17 protein-coding genes are annotated in these 18,991 nt (G+C 71.9%); 14 read left to right on the top strand and 3 right to left on the bottom strand.

Annotation, left to right across the window (positions count from 1 at the left end):
- The first annotated feature begins 93 nt into the window (after positions 1-93).
- The 7 genes from P0084_RS15815 to P0084_RS15785 are packed head-to-tail and all read left to right on the top strand — an operon-like array spanning position 94 to position 7,775.
- Positions 94-1,815 (top strand): dihydroxy-acid dehydratase, encoded by a 1,722-nt coding sequence (locus P0084_RS15815; RefSeq protein WP_308917845.1) that lies wholly within the window; start codon positions 94-96, stop codon positions 1,813-1,815.
- 50 nt (positions 1,816-1,865) lie between these two features.
- The gene (locus P0084_RS15810) at positions 1,866-2,606 is read left to right on the top strand and encodes an HpcH/HpaI aldolase family protein (RefSeq protein ID WP_308917844.1); all 741 of its coding nucleotides are present in this window, start codon (positions 1,866-1,868) and stop codon (positions 2,604-2,606) included.
- 46 nt (positions 2,607-2,652) lie between these two features.
- Positions 2,653-3,609: a Bug family tripartite tricarboxylate transporter substrate binding protein gene (locus P0084_RS15805; RefSeq protein ID WP_308917843.1), complete on the top strand. Its 957-nt coding sequence runs from the start codon at positions 2,653-2,655 to the stop codon at positions 3,607-3,609.
- Between the two features lie 6 nt (positions 3,610-3,615).
- A complete protein-coding gene (locus P0084_RS15800) occupies positions 3,616-4,101 on the top strand; it encodes a tripartite tricarboxylate transporter TctB family protein (RefSeq protein WP_308917842.1) in 486 nt (161 codons plus the stop codon).
- A gap of 13 nt (positions 4,102-4,114) precedes the next feature.
- Entirely contained in the window at positions 4,115-5,599 is a 1,485-nt protein-coding gene (locus tag P0084_RS15795) for a tripartite tricarboxylate transporter permease (protein ID WP_308917841.1), read from the top strand.
- Positions 5,599-6,615: a LacI family DNA-binding transcriptional regulator gene (locus P0084_RS15790; protein WP_308917840.1), complete on the top strand. Its 1,017-nt coding sequence runs from the start codon at positions 5,599-5,601 to the stop codon at positions 6,613-6,615. The genes P0084_RS15795 and P0084_RS15790 overlap by 1 nt, the downstream gene beginning before the upstream one ends.
- The gene (locus tag P0084_RS15785; RefSeq protein ID WP_308917839.1) at positions 6,612-7,775 is read left to right on the top strand and encodes a mandelate racemase/muconate lactonizing enzyme family protein; all 1,164 of its coding nucleotides are present in this window, start codon (positions 6,612-6,614) and stop codon (positions 7,773-7,775) included. The genes P0084_RS15790 and P0084_RS15785 overlap by 4 nt, the downstream gene beginning before the upstream one ends.
- Before the next feature lie 6 nt (positions 7,776-7,781).
- Here P0084_RS15785 and P0084_RS15780 read toward each other — a convergent pair whose 3' ends face one another.
- Positions 7,782-8,744: a Gfo/Idh/MocA family protein gene (locus P0084_RS15780; protein ID WP_308917838.1), complete on the bottom strand. Its 963-nt coding sequence runs from the start codon at positions 8,742-8,744 to the stop codon at positions 7,782-7,784.
- Positions 8,745-8,933: 189 nt separating this feature from the next.
- Here P0084_RS15780 and P0084_RS15775 point away from each other — a divergent pair, with 189 nt between their 5' ends.
- A complete protein-coding gene (locus P0084_RS15775; RefSeq protein WP_308917837.1) occupies positions 8,934-9,818 on the top strand; it encodes a glycine betaine ABC transporter substrate-binding protein in 885 nt (294 codons plus the stop codon).
- Positions 9,819-9,897: 79 nt separating this feature from the next.
- Entirely contained in the window at positions 9,898-10,803 is a 906-nt protein-coding gene (locus tag P0084_RS15770) for a nitrilase-related carbon-nitrogen hydrolase (RefSeq protein WP_308917836.1), read from the top strand.
- 116 nt (positions 10,804-10,919) lie between these two features.
- Here P0084_RS15770 and P0084_RS15765 read toward each other — a convergent pair whose 3' ends face one another.
- Positions 10,920-11,504, bottom strand: coding sequence for a hypothetical protein (locus P0084_RS15765; RefSeq protein ID WP_308917835.1), 585 nt, complete (start codon positions 11,502-11,504; stop codon positions 10,920-10,922).
- A gap of 92 nt (positions 11,505-11,596) precedes the next feature.
- Between P0084_RS15765 and P0084_RS15760 the strand changes: the two genes are divergently transcribed.
- From P0084_RS15760 to P0084_RS15740, 5 genes are all read left to right on the top strand, one after another.
- Positions 11,597-12,193: a TetR/AcrR family transcriptional regulator gene (locus P0084_RS15760; protein WP_308917834.1), complete on the top strand. Its 597-nt coding sequence runs from the start codon at positions 11,597-11,599 to the stop codon at positions 12,191-12,193.
- A gap of 254 nt (positions 12,194-12,447) precedes the next feature.
- Positions 12,448-13,104 carry an ABC transporter permease gene (locus tag P0084_RS15755; RefSeq protein WP_308917833.1) on the top strand — a complete coding sequence of 219 codons (657 nt, stop codon included), beginning with the start codon at positions 12,448-12,450 and terminating at the stop codon, positions 13,102-13,104.
- A gap of 13 nt (positions 13,105-13,117) precedes the next feature.
- Complete coding sequence (locus tag P0084_RS15750) at positions 13,118-14,236, top strand: ABC transporter ATP-binding protein (protein WP_308917832.1); 1,119 nt, start codon at positions 13,118-13,120, stop codon at positions 14,234-14,236.
- 4 nt (positions 14,237-14,240) lie between these two features.
- The gene (locus tag P0084_RS15745; RefSeq protein WP_308917831.1) at positions 14,241-15,098 is read left to right on the top strand and encodes an ABC transporter permease; all 858 of its coding nucleotides are present in this window, start codon (positions 14,241-14,243) and stop codon (positions 15,096-15,098) included.
- A 435-nt stretch (positions 15,099-15,533) separates the two neighbouring features.
- Complete coding sequence (locus P0084_RS15740) at positions 15,534-17,951, top strand: GcvT family protein (RefSeq protein WP_308917830.1); 2,418 nt, start codon at positions 15,534-15,536, stop codon at positions 17,949-17,951.
- Between the two features lie 31 nt (positions 17,952-17,982).
- Here the strand turns inward: P0084_RS15740 and P0084_RS15735 are convergent, their stop codons facing one another.
- A complete protein-coding gene (locus tag P0084_RS15735; RefSeq protein WP_308917829.1) occupies positions 17,983-18,855 on the bottom strand; it encodes a LysR family transcriptional regulator in 873 nt (290 codons plus the stop codon).
- Positions 18,856-18,991: the final 136 nt, after the last annotated feature.

The following is an 18,991-nucleotide window of genomic DNA, read 5'->3' as shown; positions in this document are numbered from 1 at the left end:
AACCTGGTGATCTGCGTCGCAGACGTGGCAACCGAACCCGTCATTGCACGCGGGTGCCTATCCAACTTGTCAATTCCTTGTTACCGGTAACACATGGCCGACGAACCGAACATGACGGCTCGCCGCAGCGATCGCTGGTTCAGGGACGGCGGCATGCGCCAGTTCGCGCACCGTCAGCGCGCGCAGCAGATGGGCTTCGATCGGTCCGAGTTCCTGGGCCGCCCCGTCGTCGCCATCCTGAACACCTGGTCCGACCTGTCCCCCTGCCACGCGCATCTGCGCGAACGCGCCGCCGACGTCGCCCGCGGCATCACCCGGGCAGGCGGCTTTGCGGTCGAGCTGCCCGCCCTGTCGCTGGGGGAGGTGATGGTGAAGCCCACCACCATGCTCTACCGCAACATGCTGGCCATGGAGGCGGAGGAGTTGCTCCGCTCCCACCCGATCGACGCGGCCGTCCTCCTGGGCGGGTGCGACAAGACGGTGCCGGGCCTCCTGATGGGGGCGATCAGCATGGGCCTGCCCGCGATCGTCGTGCCCGCGGGGCCGATGCTGTCGGGCCACTGGCGCGGCCGCACGCTCGGGGCGGGCACCCACACCCGGATGTATTGGGACGAGAAGCAGGCCGGCAACGTGGGCGACGACGACTGGGTCGAGCTCGAAGGCGTGATGACCCGCTCTCCGGGGACCTGCCAGACGATGGGCACCGCGTCGACCATGACCCTGCTGGCGGAGGCGATGGGCTTCACCCTGCCGGGCGCCGCGTCGATCCCGGCCATGGATTCGGCCCACCGCCGGATGGCGTACCGGGCGGGCGCGCGCGCGGTGGCGCTGGCGGATGGGGGCATCGCGCCCGGCGCGATAGCGACCGAACGGGCGTTCGGAAACGCCGCGCATGTGCTGGCGGCGATCGGGGGCTCCACCAACGCGGCCGTCCACCTGGCCGCGCTCGCGGGCCGGGCGGGGGTGGACCTGCCCGGCGACCTGATCGACGCGGCCGCCCGGCGGACGCCGCTCCTGGCCAACCTGTTCCCCGCCGGCACGCACCTGATGGCCGACTTCTTCCGCGCGGGCGGGCTGCCCGCCCTCATGCGGCGCCTGGACGATCGGCTGGACGGCGACGCGCCCACCGTGGCCGGCGGCACGCTGGCCGACGGCTACCGGGACGCGGAATGTTGGGACGACGACGTGATCCGGCCCCTGTCGAATCCGGTCTCGGACGCGCCCCCCCTGGCGCAGCTGCGCGGCAACCTGGCCCCCGGCGGCGCGATCATGAAGCCCACCGCCGCGACCCCCGCCCTGCTCGAGCATTCGGGGCCCGCGATCGTCTTCGACGGCCCCGCCGACATGCGCGCGCGGATCGACGACCCCGACCTCGACGTGACGCCCGACAGCGTCCTGGTGTTGAGGGGCGGCGGGCCGCTGGGCGGGCCGGGGATGCCGGAATGGGGCAACCTCCCCATTCCCCGGAAGCTCCTGAAGCGGGGCGTGCGCGACATGCTGCGCCTGTCCGACGCCCGCATGAGCGGGACGCATGGCGGCACCTGCGTCCTCCACGTGGTCCCCGAATCGGCCGCCGGCGGACCGCTGGCCGCCCTGCGCGACGGCGACCGCGTGACCCTGTCGCTGTCGGCCCGCCGCCTCGACGTGGCCCTGTCCGACGCCCAGATCGCCGAACGCCTGGAAGGCCACCGTCCGCCCGCGCCGCCCGCGCGCGGCTTCGCCCGGCTCTATGCCGCGCATGTGGGGCAGGCGGACACGGGCTGCGACTTCGACTTCCTCCTGGGCGCCGGCGCGCCCGAACCCGCTATCTTCTGACACCGGACCCCCCGACGATGCCTCACCGCCCCCCGTCCTTCCGCGACCGAATGTCAGGCCCCGACGCGCCCCTGGGCACGTGGCTGATGTCCGGCTCGCCCGACCTGGCGGAGGCGATGGCCTGCCGGGGGTTCGACTTCCTCGTGATCGACATGGAGCACGTGCCCATCACCGTGGAAACGGTGCTCCACATGGCCCGAGCCGTACAGAGCCGCGGCGTGGCCCCCGTCGTCCGCCTGCCCGACCACGACCCCGCGCGCATCCGCTGGATGATGGATGCGGGGCTCGACGCGCTGATGGTGCCGATGATCGACACGCCCGACCAGGCGCGCGCAGTGGCGGCGGTCATGGACTATCCGCCCGGCGGCGTGCGTGGCTTCGCGGCGATGCTGCGGGCGAACGGCTACGGCGCGGACCCGGACTACGTCGCGCAGGCCCGCGCCCGCGCCTGCCTGATCGCCCAGCTCGAAACGCCGAGCGCCCTGACCGCCCTGGAGGACGTGGCCGCGGTGGACGGCGTGGACGCGCTGTTCGTGGGCCCGGGCGACATCTCGGCCACCACGGGCGAGATCGGGAACCCCACCGGCGACGCGACGCTGGCCCGCATCCGGGCGGCGGTCGAACGGGCTGGACGGGCGGGCGTGCCGATCGGCACGGTGATGCCGCGGCCCGACCTCGCGGCGGCGATGCTGGGGGCGGGCTGCGGCTTCGCGGCCGTGGCCAGCGACATGGGATTCGCCGCGGCGGGCGCCGCCGCGGCGCTGCGGGCGGTGCGAGCGGCACCGGCCTGAACGACGGACCCCGTCCGAGGCCGAACCATCCATGGGAGGAATGACGATGATCACGACGAACAACGCGCGGACCACCTGGGGCCGCACCGTCCTGGGCCTGGCCCTGGCGGCATTCGCGGGCCCCGCGCTCGCGCAGGACGACTATCCCGACGGCACGGTCGAGCTGATCGTGCCCTTCAACGCCGGCGGCGGCACGGACGGCGTGGTCCGCGTGTTCCAGCCGCACTTCGCCGAAGCCCTGGGCACGGACGTGGTCGTGCGCAACGTGTCGGGCGCCAGCGGAACGGTCGGCACCGGCACGGCGGCGCAGGCCGATCCCGACGGCTACACGGTGGGCTACATCCCCATCGGGCCCCTGGCGATCCAGCCGATCCTGCGGCCCCTCCAATACGACGCCGAGTCGTGGGAATACGTCTGCCAGACCACGGACAACCCGACCTTCGTGATGGTGTCGGCGGGCAGCGGGATCGATACGCTCGACGCCCTGGCCGAGGGCGGCCCCCTCGTCTACGGCTCGTCGGGGCCGGGCACGATCCCGCACCTGGCGATGGCCGCTGTGTCCAAGGCGCTCGGGGTCGAATCCACGCACGTCCCCTATGACGGGACGGGGCCCGCGATGAACGCCCTCGCGGGCGGCGAGATCACGGCCTTCGTGGACCAGCCGCAGGTCGTGCGCTCCAACGACGTCACCCCGCTGGCCATCCTGGCCGCCGAGCGCCACCCGGAGTTCCCGGACGTCCCCACCGCGGCCGAGCTGGGCCACGAGGGGCTGGAGTTCTCGGTCTGGCAGGGCATGGTCGTGCCCGCGGGCACGCCCGGCCAGGCGGTCGAGGCCCTGTCCGCCGCCTGCGAGGCCGCGCTGACGAGCGAGGGCTTCACCCAGGCCGCCGAGCAGGCGAACATCGCGCTGAAGTACCGCAACGGCCCGGCCTTCGCCGACTTCGTACGCCGCAACACCGAAACGAACCGCGCCATCCTGCAGGACGCGGGGCTGGCGCAGTAGGACGGGGTGACATCCGCGGACGACACCGGAACGGCGGCCCGCTCCCCGTTCCGGCTGGGGCTGGCGCTGCTCCTGGCGGCGGCGGCCCTGGCGCTTCTGGCGCACGCCTTCGCGCCGCGCTATGCCACGGGCATCTTCGCCACCGCCCCCAACGCCATGGTCCTGCCGAAGGTCCTCCTGGCGCTGTGGGGGGGCATGGCGCTGGCGCTGGTGGCGGTGGAATGGCGCGGCACGGGGCCCGTGGCCGCCGGCCGATGGGCCACGGTCCTGTGGCTGGGCGCGATCCTCGTGGGCGCGGCGCTGCTGCTGCCGGTCGCGGGCTTCGCCCTGACCGTGACACCCGTCGTCTTCGCATCGCTCCTGGCGATGGGCGAACGCCGCCCGCTGGTCCTGTTGGTCGCCACCGCCGTGCTGGGCCCCGGGCTCTGGGCGCTGTTCCACCACGTCCTGCTGATCCGCCTGCCCTCGATCCTGCCGGGCGGCCTGCTGTGACGGGGCCCGCGCGATGATCGAGGCGGTGCTGACCCACGTCACCCTCGGCGCGGCGCTGGCGATCCTGATCGGGACGCTTCTGGGCATCGTGGTCGGCGGCCTGCCGGGTCTGGGATCGGTCGTCGGCCTGACGATCTGCCTGCCCTTCACCTTCACCATAGAGACGGGGCCCGCCATCTTCCTGCTCCTGGCCGTGTATTGCGGGTCGGTCTATGGCGGCTCGATCTCGGCCATCCTCATCAACACGCCGGGCACGCCACAGGCGGCGGCGACCACGCTCGACGGATATCCCATGGCCGAACGGGGCGAGGGGGGGGCCGCCCTCGGCTGGGCCACGGCGGCCTCCGTGGCGGGGGGCCTGCTGTCCTGCCTCGTGCTGATCCTCGCGGCTCCGCAGCTGGCCCGCGTGGCGGTGCGCTTCGGCTCGATCGAGGTCTTCGCCCTGATCGTCATGGCCCTGACCTGCATCGCCGCCGTGTCGCAGGGCTCCATGCTCAAGGGCCTGACCATGGGGGCGTTCGGCCTGTTCCTGGCGCTGATCGGCACGGACCCCGTCGTGGGCATGCCGCGCTTCGACTTCGGGGTGTTCGACCTGTCCGCTGGGCTGGACCTGATCGCCGCGGTGATCGGCCTCTTCGCCCTGTCGGAGGCGCTGGAGCGCGCGCGCCTGGGCGAAGGAACGGTCGCGGCCGTGCGGTCGGTCCGCATCCGCCTGCCGGGGCTCGGGCAATGGCGCGGCAGGCTGGGCGGGCTCCTGCGCTCGTCGGGGATCGGCTGCGGGGTGGGGGCCCTGCCGGGCACGGGGGCCGCCACGGCGGCGTTCATCGCCTATGCGCTGGCGCGGCAGACCTCGCCCCGGGGCGGGGCCTTCGGCACCGGCGAGCCCGACGGCATCGTCGCTGCCGAATCGTCAAACAACGCGGTCACGGGCAGCGCCATGATCCCCACGCTGGCTTTGGGGATCCCCGGCGACGTCGTGACCGCGATCCTGCTCAATGCGCTCATCATCCACGGGGTCACGCCGGGCGTGCGCCTGATGGCCGACGACGCGCCGCTGGTCTATGCGATCTTCGCCGCGCTGATCGTCGTCAACCTGGTGATGCTGCTGATGGCCTTTCCGGTGGTGCGCCTGTTCGGCTGGCTCCTGCGGATCCCCGAGCGGTTCATCCTGGCCGCGGTGATCGTCCTGTCGCTCCTGGGCGCGGCGGCCGTGCGGGGCAACCCGTTCGACGTGCTGGTCGCGGTGCTGTTCGGCCTGCTGGGCTTCGCCCTGCGGCGGGGCGGCTATCCGCTGGCCCCCCTGGTGATCGGGCTGGTGCTGGGCCCGCAGCTGGAAAAGACGTTCCGACGGGGCCTGCTGCTCAAGGGCGACGACTTCGGCGCGTTCTTCACCCATTCGCCGATCGCCACCGGGATCTTCGCCCTCACCGCGCTTTTGCTGCTGGCGCCCCTCGTCCGGCGGCTGTGGGCGGCGCGGCGGTCGGGGGGGGCCGCCTGATGGCGTCGCGCGCGGGCGCCGTGACCCTGGCCGACGTGGCCCGCGCGGCGGGCGTGTCGAAGATGACCGTCAGCCGCGCCCTGTCGCCCGACCGCAGCGCCGCGCTGCAACCCGACACCCTGGCCCGCGTGCGCGCCGCCGCCGGGTCGCTTGGCTATCGGCCCAACCTCGCGGCGCGCTCCCTGACCGCGCGGCGGTCGGGCATCGTCGCCATCGTCGTGCCCGATCTGGGCAACGCGGTCTTCGCCGAGATCATCGCCGGCATCCAGGCCGGGCTGAAGGACACGGGGCGCGAAACCATCGTCGCGCGCACGGGCTTCGACCCAGCCGCCGAATGCGACACCGTCCGCCACCTGTCGGGCTGGAACCCCGACGCCTTCGTGCTCGCGGGGCCGTCGCGCACGGACGCCGTGCGCGCGCTCGTGCGCGACCTGGGCATCCCAACCGTGGAGGTGATGGACCTGCCCCCCGACCCGATCGACATGGCGGTCGGCTTCCCCCATGCCGAGGCCGGCGCCCTGGCGGCGGAGCATCTGCACGCGCGGGGCTACCGCCGGCCCGCCACCTTGTCGTGCAACGCGGCCGACACCCGCGCCGCGCGCCGGATCGAAGGCTTCCGCGCCCGCGCCACGGGCCTGGGCCTGGCCCCGCCCGTGGACCTGTTCGATCCCGCCGAGCCGTCCTTCGGCCTGGGCCGCGCGCTCTGCGCCCGCCTGCGCGCGCGGGCGCCCGCCGTCGATTGCGTGTTCGCCGCCAACGACCTGCTGGCGGTGGGCGCGGTCCTTCATTGCCAGGACGCGGGCGTCGCGGTGCCGGGCGCGCTGGCGGTATGCGGATTCAACGACCTGCCCATCGCCGCCGAGATCGGGGGCGGCCTGACCACCGTCCATTCGCCCCGCCGCGCCATCGGGCGGGAAACGGCGGCGCTGCTCCTGGACCTGGCCGGGGGCGCCGCGCGCCCCGTCGCCCCGGTGCGCCACATCCCCTGCCACGTCGTGCCCAGGGGCACCACGTGACCGCCGCCGCCGACCGGCCCATCGTCGTGACGCGCCTCCAGGCCCACGCCTTCCGCGTGCCCGTGGACCCCCCGGTGGCGACCGCGTTCGGGACCATGCGCGATCGCCCGGCCGTGTTCGTGCGGGTGGAGGACGCGGACGGCGCCTTCGGCTGGGGCGAGGTGTTCGCCAACTGGCCCGCCGCCGGGGCGGAGCATCGCGTGAACCTCCTGCGGCACGACGTGGCCGACGTCCTCCTGGGCGTGCCCTTTGCCGATCCGCCCGCGGCCTTCGAGCACTTGACCGCCCGCTGCCGGACCCGCGCCCTGCAATGCGCCGAGCCCGGGCCCTTCGCCCAAGCGATCGCCGGCCTCGACACCGCGATCTGGGACCTGGCCGCGCGCCGGGGGGGCCTGCCGCTGCGCCGGCTGCTCGACGCGGACGCGGCCGGGGACGTCGCGGCCTATGCCAGCGGGATCGACGTGCGCCGCGCCGGGCCGTTGGTGGACGCCGCGCGCGCCGCGGGCCACGCGGCGTTCAAGCTGAAGGTGGGCTTCGACGCGCACGACGCGGACCGGGTGCGAGAGGTGGCGGCCGCGCTGGGGGCGGGGCAGCAAGTGATGATCGACGCCAACCAGGCCTACGACCCGGACGGGGCCCTGGCCCTGGCCCGCGCCCTGGCGGACGTTCCCCTGCGGTGGTTCGAGGAACCCATCGCCGCCGATGCGCCGGACGCCCATTGGCGCCGCGTGGCCGACGGATCGCCCCACCCCCTGGCCGCGGGCGAGAACGGCCTGGGCCTCCCCTCGTTCGAACGCCTGCTCGCCACGGGGGCGGTCGCCGTGATCCAGCCCGACGTCGCCAAGTGGGGCGGCGTGACGGGCTGCCGGGCGGTGGCGCGCTTGGCGCACGCCGCGGGCGCGACCTATGCCCCGCACTTCCTGGGCGGCGGCATCGGCCTGCGCGCATCCCTGCACCTGCTGGCCGCCGGCCCCGGGCGCCACGACCGCCCCGGCCCCCTGGAGGTCGACGTCAACCCCAACCCCCTGCGCGACGCCTTCGGCCCCCTGCCGGTCAGGGGCGGCCGGATCGCCGCCGGCGACGCCCCGGGCCTCGGGATCGACCGCCTGCCGGAGGGGATCGAACGTCACCGCACCCTTTCGGCGGAGGCGCGGGCCTAGCGCCCCTCACAGCCCCGCGTAGATCGCGTCGAGCAGCGCGTTCACCCGCCGCGCGTCCTCCGGCGGGCAGGGGTTCGGCGCCCCGTCCAGCAGATGCGCCACGACGCGCTCGACGAACGGTTCGTGGACATGCGGCGGATCGGGCCGGTCGACCTCCCGCGTGCCGCTCCGCGTCGTGACCGTGACGGGGGAGGGGCGGAAGAACCCCATCGACGCCGACCCCTCCGACCCGTGCACCGTGACGGATTCGTCCTTCTCGGACGCCGCATAGCTGCACAGCCCCACCGCGGGCACCCCGCCGAACTCGGCCACGTAGGCGACCAGATCCTCCGCCGCGTAGCCGCCCGCCTGGCGCCGCGCCAACCCGCGCGCGGTGCCCTCCCCGAACGCATAGCCGAGCCAGTCCAGCGCGTGGGACTGCATGTCGGCGAACAGGCCCCCGCCGCCCACCGCGGGGTCGATCTTCCAGGGCTGGTCGGGGCGGAAGTCGCCCGGCAGGAAGTGCCGCACCTCCACCAGGCGCGGCTCGCCGATCGTACCGTCGCCCACGATCGCGCGCAGCGCCTCGAACCGGGGCAGGGCGCGACGGTAATACGCCACCGACAGCGACCGCCCCGTGCGCGCCGCGGCCTCCGCCATGGCGTCGCATTCCGCGACGGTTAGGGCCATCGGCTTCTCGACCAGCACGTCCTTGCCCGCCTCCAGCGCGCGGACGGCGTAGTCGCGGTGCGTGTCGGGCGGGGTCGCGACGTAGATCGCGGTCAGGGCGGGGTCCGACAGCATCGCCTCCGCATCGTCGGTCCAGCGCGGGATCCCGTGCCGGGCGGCATAATCGGCCGCCTTCGCCCCGTCGCGGCGCATGCACGACGCGACCGTGGACCGCGACGCCCCGCGCAGGGCCGGACCGCTCTTGACCTCCGTGACGTCGCCGCAGCCCAGGATCCCCCAGACGACCTGCTCCTCGCTCATGCCGCGTTCCCTTCCCTGCCGGTGTCGCCCATCCGTACCGTCGCGCCTCCCGCGGCACCAGGGCCGGGGTCGCGCATGACGGATCCCGTCATTGCGATGTCGGCTCCCGTGGGGGAGAGGGGGCATCGCGGGCGCTAGCCTGCGACGCGATGCGGGCGGCGCACGACCGCCCCCTTGGGAGGGCACATCATGATGCACCACACGAAGACCGCCGCCGCCGCGCTGGCCCTGGCCCTTTTGGGCACGACCGCCTCCGCGCAGGAGATCGTCGTCGGCGGGAAGAACTTCACCGAACAACTGCTCCTGTCCGAGATGACGGCGCAGCTGTTGGCCGCCAACGGCTTCGACGTCGACAAGAACGACGGGCTGGGCTCCACCGTCCTGCGACAGGCGCAGGAGAACGGGCAGGTCGACGTCTATTGGGAATACACCGGCACTTCGCTCGTGACCTACAACGGGGTGGAGGAGAAGCTGGATCGCGACGCCACGATCGAACGGGTGTCGCAGCTCGACGGCGAGAAGGGGCTGACCTGGCTGGCCTGCTCGGACGCCAACAACACCTATGCCTTCGCCGTGCGCGGCGAGGACGACAGGACCGACGGCATCGCGACCCTGTCGGACATGGCCGCCGCCTTTAACGACGGCGACCCGTTGGATCTGGCCGTGAACGCCGAGTTCCCGCGCCGCCCCGACGGCCTGCCCGGCGTCGAGGAGACGTATGGCTTCGACGTTGGCCGCGCGAACCTGAAATCCATGGATTCGGGCCTGACCTATCAGGCGCTGAACGAGGATCAGGTCGATGCCGCGCTGGTCTTCGCCACCGACGGCCGCATCGCGGGCTTCGGCTTCCGCGTGTTGGAGGACGACCAGGGCTTCTTCCCCGCCTATTCGATCTGCCCCGTGATCCGCACGGAAACGCTCGACGCCAACCCCGGCGTGCGCGAGCCGTTGGAGGCCGTGTCCGCGGCGCTGGACGATGCCACGATGCAGGCGCTCAACGCCCGCGTCGACGTCGAGAAGGTGTCGATCGAACAGGTCGCCACCGACTTCCTGACCGAGCAGGGCCTTCTGTAAGGCGACCGAATCGCCGTAAGGCACGGGCCGTCGCCCCCCGGTGCGGGGGCGGCGGCCTTCCCGTGCCGGGGTGGGGACGATGGCGGACGACGACGAGCGGACCCTGATCGCGGGCGTGGCCCAGACGAACACCGTGCTGGGCGACCTCGACGCCAACCTGGACGACCACCTCCGGCTGGTCGACCAGGCGCGCGGAGCGGGCTGCGACTGCCTGCTGTTCCCGGAGATGTCGCTGACCGGCCACAGCGCCGGGGGCCGCGCGCTCGACCTGGCGCTCGCGCGCGACGACCCCCGCATCGACCGCCTGGTGCGGGCGTCGGGACCGATGCGCACCACCGTCGGCCTGATCGAGGAAGGGCCCGCGGCGCAGTTCTACAACTCCGCCGTCACGGTCGCGGACGGGCGCGTCGTCCACGTCCACCGCAAGGTCAACCTGGCGACCTATGGCCTGCTCGACGACGGCAAGCACTTCGCCCCGGGCCGCTACGTCGAGACGTTCCCCATCGGGCGACACTGGCGCGCCGCCACGCTGATCTGCAACGACCTGTGGAACCCCATGCTGGTGGGCCTGGCCGCGCTGCACGGCGCCACGATCCTCCTGGCGCCCGTGTCGTCGGCGCGCGAGGCGGTGGGCGCTGACTTCGACAATCCCGGCGGCTGGGAAACGGCATGCCGCTATTCGGCGATGGTCTATGGCATGCCGATCCTGTTCGCGAACCGCGTCGGCCGCGAAGGCGACCTGCGCTTCTGGGGCGGCAGCCGCATCGTCGATCCGTTCGGCCACACGATCGAAGGGGCCGGCGAGGCCGAGGGGCTGACCCTCGCGCGCCTCGACTTCGGTGCCGTGCGCCGCGCCCGGTTGCAACTGCCCACCGTGCGCGACTCGAACCTCGACCTCCTCGTGCGCGAAACCACGCGCCTCCAGCGGATCCTCGGCGTGCCCGACGCCGTGCGCCGCGACTGGTCTTGGGACCCGGGGGCGTGAGCGCGCGCACCCGTCGCCGCCGTCCCGGTCGCGCGCGCCGAGCAGACGCCCGGGACCACGCGAACCGACCTTGCCCAGATCGCCGCTTGAAACGGCCCCCCGGAGGATAGCCTCCCTCACTCCGCCTTGCGGAACTCGGTCGCGTCGAGCGCGGTCGGCCGCGTCTCGCACCTGTCCACGGACTGGTCCCCGAAGCGCAGACGGCTGCCACCTTCGTCCACCAATACGAGGTCGAGATCGACGCAGTCGGTCACGAGGAACGGTGGACCGGAGATGCAGCTCGATACGTCGACCGCCTCGCCCAAGACGAGGTCGCACTCCGCCATCCCGACCGCCGCCATCAGATCCGGCGCCTCCACGAAGATCGTGACCTCGGACCGGTCGTTCACCAGTTCCAGGTTCAGCGCGCCGTCGACGACCTCGGACGGCCCGACCGGCTCGTAGGGGCCGGAGGAGGCGTAGGTGAAGAGCGGCACCTCCCCGTCCGGGTCGGCGAACACCTCCGCGCGCAGGTCCTGCCGGACGGGGGTGAAGACGACGACCTGGCGCAGGAAGGCGCTCGCCCCGCCGCCGAGCGCCTGCTGTTCGGACAGGGGGGTCGTCCAGGTTCCCACGAGGTCGCTCACGGTCGTGTCCGACAGGGAAGGGCCGGTGGTGGCCGCAAGCGTGATGGCCGCGGCGACGAGTCTGTTGGTGCGCATCCCGATCTCCCATCTCGGTATCTAGTCAATGACAGGATATGTCGTGCGCCAGGAACTTGTCAACGACAGGATGACGGCATAGGATCGCGTCGATGACTGCCGGACGTGCGACGACGAAGCGCTACCACCACGGGGATCTCCGCGCCGAACTTGTGCGGATCGGCCGCATGCAGCTCGAGTCGGAGGACGCCCCGTCGCTTCGGGGGATCGCCCGGCAGGCGGATGTCTCGCACGGCGCGCCGGTGCATCACTTTCCCACATGGGCGCATTTGATGGCCGCCTGCGCGGCGGACGGTTTCCGCGAGCTGTCGCGCGACCTCGCAGAAACCTCCGCGCCCGACGGCGCCCCGGGCGAACGCCTGGGAAGGATGGCCGCGGCCTACCTGGCCTTCGCGCAGCGCAACCCGGTGGTGTTCCGCCTGATGTTCAACCGCAGCGCCCTGACCGAGCGCACCGACGAGTTCCTGGCCGAGAGCGGGGCGGCCTACGCCCTCCTGCGACGGGCGGTCCGCGACCTCGACCCGGAGATGTCCGACGAGAGGTTCGACACGCTCATCAACACGGTCTGGGGCCTGATCCATGGGATCAGCGTGCTGGAGCTCGAAGAGCAGATCTGCCGGTCCTCCGGGGAAACGACCGCGACCGCGGCATTCCTGGAACGCAGTGTCCGTCGGTTGATCGAAGGCTGAGCCGCGCGACGCCTCCATCGGGAACTGGCTTTCGGCGGACGTCGCGGGGGGGGACGGCCGGAAACACCCCGCCGACCCGTCCGAACCTGCGCGACAGGGCGTCAGCCGGCCCGTCCCGTCCGCCCCCACCCATCCGCCCCACCCCCGCCCGAACCACCGCCTGTGTCGCCTCCCGTCCCGTCCGTGTCGCATGTCGCGCGTCCGTCACACGCTTTCCGGCGACCATCGCCGCAGCGGACGACGTCGGGGGACGCATGGAGATCGTCGGATACATCTTCGACAACCTGGGCCTGATCGGCGAGCGGACGCTCGAGCACGTGGCCATCGTGGTCGTAGCGGTGGGGCTCGCGATCCTGACGGGCGTGCCCATCGGCATCGCCATCACCCAGAACCAGCGCGCCGCGGACATCGTCCTCTACGTCGCGGCCATCATCATCACCGTCCCGTCCATCGCGCTCTTCGGGGTGATGATCCCCGTCCTGTCCGTGATCGGCCAGGGCATCGGCTATCTGCCCGCCGTGATCGCGGTGCTGCTCTATTCGCAGCTGCCGATCATCCGGAACACCTACACCGCGATCTCGAACGTGGACCCCGCGCTGCGCGAGGCCGCCAAGGGCATCGGCATGACCGCGGCGCAGCGCCTGCGCCAGGTCGAGATCCCGCTCGCCGTGCCCGTCATCATGGCGGGCGTGCGCACCGCGGTCGTCATGAACATCGGCGTCGCCGCCATCGCCGCCTATATCGGCGCGGGGGGGCTGGGGACGTTCATCAGCCGCGGCATCAGCCAGACCGATCCGCGCCAGCTGATCACCGGCGCCCTGGCCGTATCCGTGCTGGCCGTGGCCGCCGACTTCGCGCTGCTGTGGCTGCAGCGCCGCCTGACGCCGCGCGGCGTCTCGATCCCCCGCTGAAGGACACCCGCCCATGATCCGCCTGGACGAGCTGACGAAGATCTTCGACACCCCATCGGGCCAGGTCGTCGCCTCCGACCGCGTCGACATGGAGGTGCCGGAAGGCGAGATCTGCGTGCTGCTGGGCCCGTCGGGCTGCGGCAAGACCACCACGATGAAGATGGTGAACCGCCTGATCGAGCCGACCTCGGGCAAGATCTTCATCGGCGACACCGACGTCACGAAGCAGAACCCGATCGAGTTGCGGCGCACCATCGGCTACGTCATCCAGCAGATCGGCCTGTTCCCCAACAAGACGATCGAGGACAACATCTGCGCCGTGCCCGACCTCCTGGGCTGGGACCGCAAGAAGTCCCGCGCCCGCGCCGCCGAGCTGCTGGAGATGGTCGCCCTGGATCCCGGCACGTTCCTCAAGCGCTATCCCAAGGAGCTGTCGGGCGGCCAGCAGCAGCGCGTGGGCGTGATCCGCGCGCTCGCCGCCGACCCGCCCGTGATGCTGATGGACGAGCCCTTCGGGGCCATCGACCCCATCAACCGCGAGGTCATCCAGGACGAGTTCCTGCGCATGCAGGGCGACTTCAAGAAGACGATCATGTTCGTCAGCCACGACATCGACGAGGCGGTGAAGATGGCGAACCGCATCGCGATCTTCGACGCGGGAAAGCTGATCCAGTACGACGCGCCCGACGACCTGCTGGCCCACCCGAAGAACAGCTTCATCGCCGACTTCGTGGGCGGGGACCGCACGCTCAAGCGCCTGCGCCTCATCACCGTGGGCGACGCGATGATGTCCGATCCCCCCACCGTGCGGGCGGAGGACACGCTGGCCGATGCCGCCGCCAAGATGGAGGAGCACGGCCACATCTCCATCGTCATGGTCGGGCCCAAGGGGCGCGCGCGGGGCATCGTGTACCTGTCGGACGCGCGCGGCGCGAAGGGCCGGGTGGGCGAGAACCACAAGAAGCTGCCCGCCTCCATCAACGCGCGCGAGGATCTGCGCACCGCCGTGTCCATGATGTTCACCCACGACGAGACGTCGCTCGCGGTGGTGGACGACGACGGCTTCTACAAGGGCTACGTCACGCAGCGGGGCATCACCCACCTGCTCGGCGCGACCTACAGGGACGCCTGATCCGATGGCCCGCAACCCCCACACCGCCGCGCTGGACGACCTGGAAGCCGACAACGTCGCCGACGGCCCGCCCGTGGGGACCCTGAAGGCGGGCGTGAACCGCATGGCGGGCGCCACGCGCACCTTGGCCGCCCTGGCCGAGGGCAAGGCCGCGACCGCCTGGCGCTGGGTCCTTCTGGCGCTGGTCTTCGCCGCGGGCGCCTGGGCCTGGGCGTCGGGCCTGCTGCCCTCGATGTACGACCTGCGCGAGGACATCGTCTATCTGCTCGACCAGCACGTTCGCCTCGTCCTGATCTCGGGCGGGCTGGCGATCCTCGTGGGAATCCCCCTGGGGGTCTGGTTGTCGCGCCCGTCGATGCGCCGCTACGCCGAGTACCTGATCCAGGTCCTCAACATCGGGACCACGATCCCCACGCTGGCGATCCTGGCGCTGTCCATGTCGATCCTGGGCATCGGCACGCTGCCCGCGATCTTCGGCCTGTTCGTGGCGACCCTGCTGCCCATCGTGCGCAACGCCTATGCCGGATGCCAGTCGGTGCCGCCCCACCTGATCGAATCGGCGACCGGCATGGGCATGACGCCCATGCAGATCCTCATGCGGGTCGAGATCCCCAACGCGCTGTTCGTGATCTTCGCGGGCGTGCGCACCGCGCTGGCGATCAACGTGGGCACCGTGCCCCTGGCCTTCCTGATCGGCGGCGGCGGGCTGGGCGAGCTGATCTTCCAGGGCATCGCGCTGAACGATTTCGCCATGATGCTCGCCGGCGCCATTCCCACCGCGCTCCTCGCGATCCTGGTCGACTTCCTCCTGGCCCAATCGCAGTTCTGGCTGATCCCCCGCGGCGTGAACCCGCTCCGGTAGGGGCCTGAGCCCGGTTCGCCCGAGCGGACCGCTGGACACCACCACCCGATCGCAACGGCCTCGCATACTGCTACGCCAATTCCAGACGGCGCCTCCACGTATGTGCGGGGGGTGGACGGGGGGGCGAAGGACCGGTCCCGCAGGGACGGGTCGATCCGGGGGATAGCTGAGGTCCGCAGCGCGGTCCACCATAGTGGACCGCCGGACACCGCCCCCTGTGTCGGAACGGTTCTGCATACCCCAACGCCGACCCCGGACGGTGCCTCGCGTATGTACGGGGGGTGTACAGGGGGTGTATGGGGGGTGCATGCCTCGGGATTCGTCCATGACCGGGATATGACCCCGATCCGCAGGGGTCATCGACCCCGATGACGGCACGGGACTTCCCCGTCATCCGGACGCATCCTGCGCCCCGTCCGTCAGGGAGGATCCGCCGTGAAGACCCATGCTCCAGCCGTCGTCATCGGGGGCGGCCTCGTCGGCTGCTCGATCCTCTACCACCTGGCGAAGCTGGGCTGGACCGACAGCGTCCTGTTGGAGCGCGACGAGCTGACGTCCGGGTCCACCTGGCACGCCGCGGCCAACATCCACGGCCTGCACGACAACACCAACATCAGCCGCATCCAACACTATACCATGAACCTCTACAAGGAGTTGGAGGCTGAGACGGGGCAGGGCTGCGGCGTCTTCCAGCCCGGTTCGCTCTACCTCGCGCAGACCGAGGCGCGAGAGCATCAGCTTCGCCTTCAGGAAGCGAAAGCAAGGCTTTACGGCCTGAACTTCCGCGAGGTGTCGCGCGAGCGGGCGGAGGAGTTGCATCCTCTGGTGAACTACGACGGCATCCGCTGCATCATGTACGAGGACGATGGCGGCAACGTCGATCCCTCCGGCGTGACGATGGCCTACGCCGCCGGCGCGCGCGCGCTCGGCGCCACGATCGAACGGCACACCCCCGTCACCGCCACCGAGCAGCAGCCCGACGGCACCTGGATCGTCCGCACCCCGCGCGGCGACATCCACGCGGGGTGGATCGTCAACGCCGCCGGCCTGTGGGGCCGCGAGGTCGCGGCGATGGCCGGGATCGACCTGCCGCTGCTGCCGACGGAGCACCAGTACTTCGTGACCGAGACGATGCCCGAGATCGTCGCCGCCGGCCGCCGCCTGCCCACGGTCGCGGACCGCGACGGCGAGTACTACCTGCGCCAGGAAGGGCAGGGCCTGCTGATCGGCGCCTACGAGCGCGACGTGCGCTTCTGGGCGGAGGACGGCACGCCGCAGGGCTTCGGCCACGAGTTGTTCGCCGACGATCTGGAACGCATCATGGAGAACGTGATGCGCGCGATGGATCGCGTGCCGGCGGCGGCGGAGGCGGGCGTGAAGCGCGTCATCAACGGCCCGATGATCTGGTCGCCCGACGGCAACGCCCTGTTCGGCCCCGTGCCGGAACGGCGCAACTACTTCTGCTGCAACGGCATCATCCCGGGTTTCAGCCAGTCGGGCGGCCTGGGCCTGCTGTCCGCGCAATGGATCGTGGACGGCGAGCCCCAATACGACATGTTCGCCTGGGACTTGGCGCGGTTCGGCGACTGGGCCGACAAGCGGTTCACGAAGGCCCGGGTGGGCGACGCCTATGCCAACCGCTTCTCCATCCACTTCCCGAACGAGGAACGCGCCGCCGGCCGCCCCGCCCGCGTCCGCCCGACCTACGAGGCGATGAAGGAACGGGGCGCGGTCTTCGGCCTGAACTGCGGATGGGAGCATCCGCTGTGGTACGCCGACACCCCCGGCATCCAGGAGACGACGGGCTTCGCCCGGCAGAACTGGTTCGGCCCCGTCAGCCGGGAAGCGCGGATGCTGCGCGAGAGCGTGGGCGTCATCGACATCTCGAACTTCGCCAACTACGTCGTCCGCGGCTCCGGTGCGCATGCCTGGCTGGACGCGTTGATGGCCAACCGGATCCCCACCCGGGTCGGACGGTCCTGCCTGACGCCGCTGATCGGCGTGCGGGGCGGCATCGCGGGGGACTTCACCGTCACGATGACGGGCGACGAGGAATACATGGTCATCGGGTCGGGCATGGCGGAGCGCTATCACCGCCGCTTCTTCGACGCCGTGCCCCTGCCCGAAGGGACGGTGCTGGAGAACCGGACCGATGCCACCTGCGGCTACAACGTGGCAGGGCCCAGGGCCCGCGACCTGTTGCAGCGCCTGACGAACGACGACCTGTCGAACGACGCCTTCCCCTTCATGCGGTCCCGCACGATCGAGGTCGGCGGCGTGCGATGCCTGGCCCTGCGCGTTAGCTTCACCGGCGACCTCGGGTGGGAGCTGCACTGCGACGCCGCCGATCAGCCCGCCTTGATGCGCACGCTTCTGGATGCGGCGGCCGACCTGGGCGGCGGTCCCGTGGGCAGCCGGGCCCTCGGGGTCCTGCGGATCGAGAAGGGCTACGGGTCCTGGGGGCGGGAATATTCTCCCGAATACTGGCCGCAGGAGGTCGGGCTGGACCGCTTGGTCAAGGCGGACAAGGACTTCCTGAACAAGGACGCTTGGCTGAAGGTGCGCGACGAGCCCGCGCGCGAGACGCTGGTGACCTTCGAGGTGGAGGCCGCGGACGACGCGGATGCCAGCGGGGGCGAGCCCGTGTTCCTGCCCGACGGAACGCCCGCGGGCCGGGTCACGTCGGGGGCCTATGGCGCATCGGTCGGCAAGTCGCTGGCCCTGGGCTTCGTGAAGGCGGGCACCGCCGCGGCGGGCGACGCGGTCGACGTGTTCATCCTGGGCAGGCCGCATCGTGCCACGGTGCTGGCCCGACCCCCCTTCGACCCCGAGGGCGCGCGGCTGCGCGCCTAACGCCCCCCCGGCGAGCGCGCCTACCGGCGGATCAGGCGTGGGGAGCGCCTTCGCCTCCCTGCGCCAGGAACGCATGCAGCAGCCGCGCTTCGCGCGACTTCAGAAGGGATTCGTCGGACAGGACGTTGACCCAGTCGCTGTCCACCGGCTCGAACGGCGCGACCAGCAGGCCGCGCTCCAGATGCAGCGCGGCGACGGCCAGGGGCACGACGGCCAGGCCCGCCCCGGCCACGGCCAGCTCCATCGCGGTGTTCAGCGACGAGGTGCGCAGGCCGCCCAAGGCGTGCAGCCCCGGCAGGCCGAAGCGCTCGCCCACCGCGAACCAGTAGTCGGGCCGCCCGAGGTTGTGTATCAGCGCGGCCTCCATCATCGCGGGCGGCGTGCGCGGCGCGGCGTCCGGCGGGGCCAGGACGACCAGGCGATCGGCCCACAGCACGCGGGCGGTCGCGGGCACCTCCGCCCGGCGCGCGGCGGAGACGCGGATGTCCGCCACCTCCGGATCCTCGTCCGTCCAGATCCGGGCATGGACCGTCACGTCGATGCCGGGCTCGGTCGCGCGGAAGGCGGCCAGCCGGGACGGCAGCCAGTTGGTCGCAAGCGACACGGGCGCCGACACGACGACGCGGCGTCCGTGGCGGGGCGCCATGATCGCCTCCGTCGCGGCGTCGATCTGCGTCAGCATGTGCTGGACGGTGGGCAGGTACGCCTCGCCCAGCGAGGTCAGCGACAGCGAGCGTGGATGCCGCACGAAGAGCGGGCGCCCGATGAAGTCCTCCAGCGCCCGGACGTGGCCGCTGACGGCCGACTGGGTATAGTTCAGCTCCGCCGCGGCCCGGGTGAAGGACAGCGTCCGGGCCGACACCTCGAACGAGCGAAGGTGGTTCAGGTGGGGCAGGGTGGTCATGGCCCATCCCATAGACACCCTCCCCGCCGCCATGTCCCGGAAAATCCGTGCCATAGGGCCGGAAACCATCACGTGCCCCCCCGCCCCCCACCCCCTACCGTGCAGCCCGACGCGGAAGGGTATGACCGAGCGCGGG

Origin of the sequence: Jannaschia maritima, assembly GCF_030973515.1 — a bacterium.
Classification (GTDB): Bacteria; Pseudomonadota; Alphaproteobacteria; order Rhodobacterales; family Rhodobacteraceae; genus Jannaschia; species Jannaschia maritima.
Note: the sequence above shows the minus strand (reverse complement) of the source record. Positions and strands in the feature narration are given on the sequence as shown.

Excerpts from the sequence above, each read along its gene's own strand:
- P0084_RS15790 (WP_308917840.1), top strand. The coding sequence starts at position 5,599 with ATGGCGTCGCGCGCGGGCGCCGTGACCCTGGCCGACGTGGCCCGCGCG.
- P0084_RS15780 (WP_308917838.1), bottom strand. The coding sequence starts at position 8,744 with ATGAGCGAGGAGCAGGTCGTCTGGGGGATCCTGGGCTGCGGCGACGTC.
- P0084_RS15735 (WP_308917829.1), bottom strand. The coding sequence starts at position 18,855 with ATGACCACCCTGCCCCACCTGAACCACCTTCGCTCGTTCGAGGTGTCG.
- P0084_RS15770 (WP_308917836.1), top strand. The coding sequence starts at position 9,898 with ATGGCGGACGACGACGAGCGGACCCTGATCGCGGGCGTGGCCCAGACG.
- P0084_RS15775 (WP_308917837.1), top strand. The coding sequence starts at position 8,934 with ATGATGCACCACACGAAGACCGCCGCCGCCGCGCTGGCCCTGGCCCTT.
- P0084_RS15805 (WP_308917843.1), top strand. The coding sequence starts at position 2,653 with ATGATCACGACGAACAACGCGCGGACCACCTGGGGCCGCACCGTCCTG.
- P0084_RS15810 (WP_308917844.1), top strand. The coding sequence starts at position 1,866 with ATGTCAGGCCCCGACGCGCCCCTGGGCACGTGGCTGATGTCCGGCTCG.
- P0084_RS15815 (WP_308917845.1), top strand. The coding sequence starts at position 94 with ATGGCCGACGAACCGAACATGACGGCTCGCCGCAGCGATCGCTGGTTC.
- P0084_RS15755 (WP_308917833.1), top strand. The coding sequence starts at position 12,448 with ATGGAGATCGTCGGATACATCTTCGACAACCTGGGCCTGATCGGCGAG.
- P0084_RS15745 (WP_308917831.1), top strand. The coding sequence starts at position 14,241 with ATGGCCCGCAACCCCCACACCGCCGCGCTGGACGACCTGGAAGCCGAC.
- P0084_RS15765 (WP_308917835.1), bottom strand. The coding sequence starts at position 11,504 with ATGCGCACCAACAGACTCGTCGCCGCGGCCATCACGCTTGCGGCCACC.
- P0084_RS15750 (WP_308917832.1), top strand. The coding sequence starts at position 13,118 with ATGATCCGCCTGGACGAGCTGACGAAGATCTTCGACACCCCATCGGGC.
- P0084_RS15795 (WP_308917841.1), top strand. The coding sequence starts at position 4,115 with ATGATCGAGGCGGTGCTGACCCACGTCACCCTCGGCGCGGCGCTGGCG.
- P0084_RS15760 (WP_308917834.1), top strand. The coding sequence starts at position 11,597 with ATGACTGCCGGACGTGCGACGACGAAGCGCTACCACCACGGGGATCTC.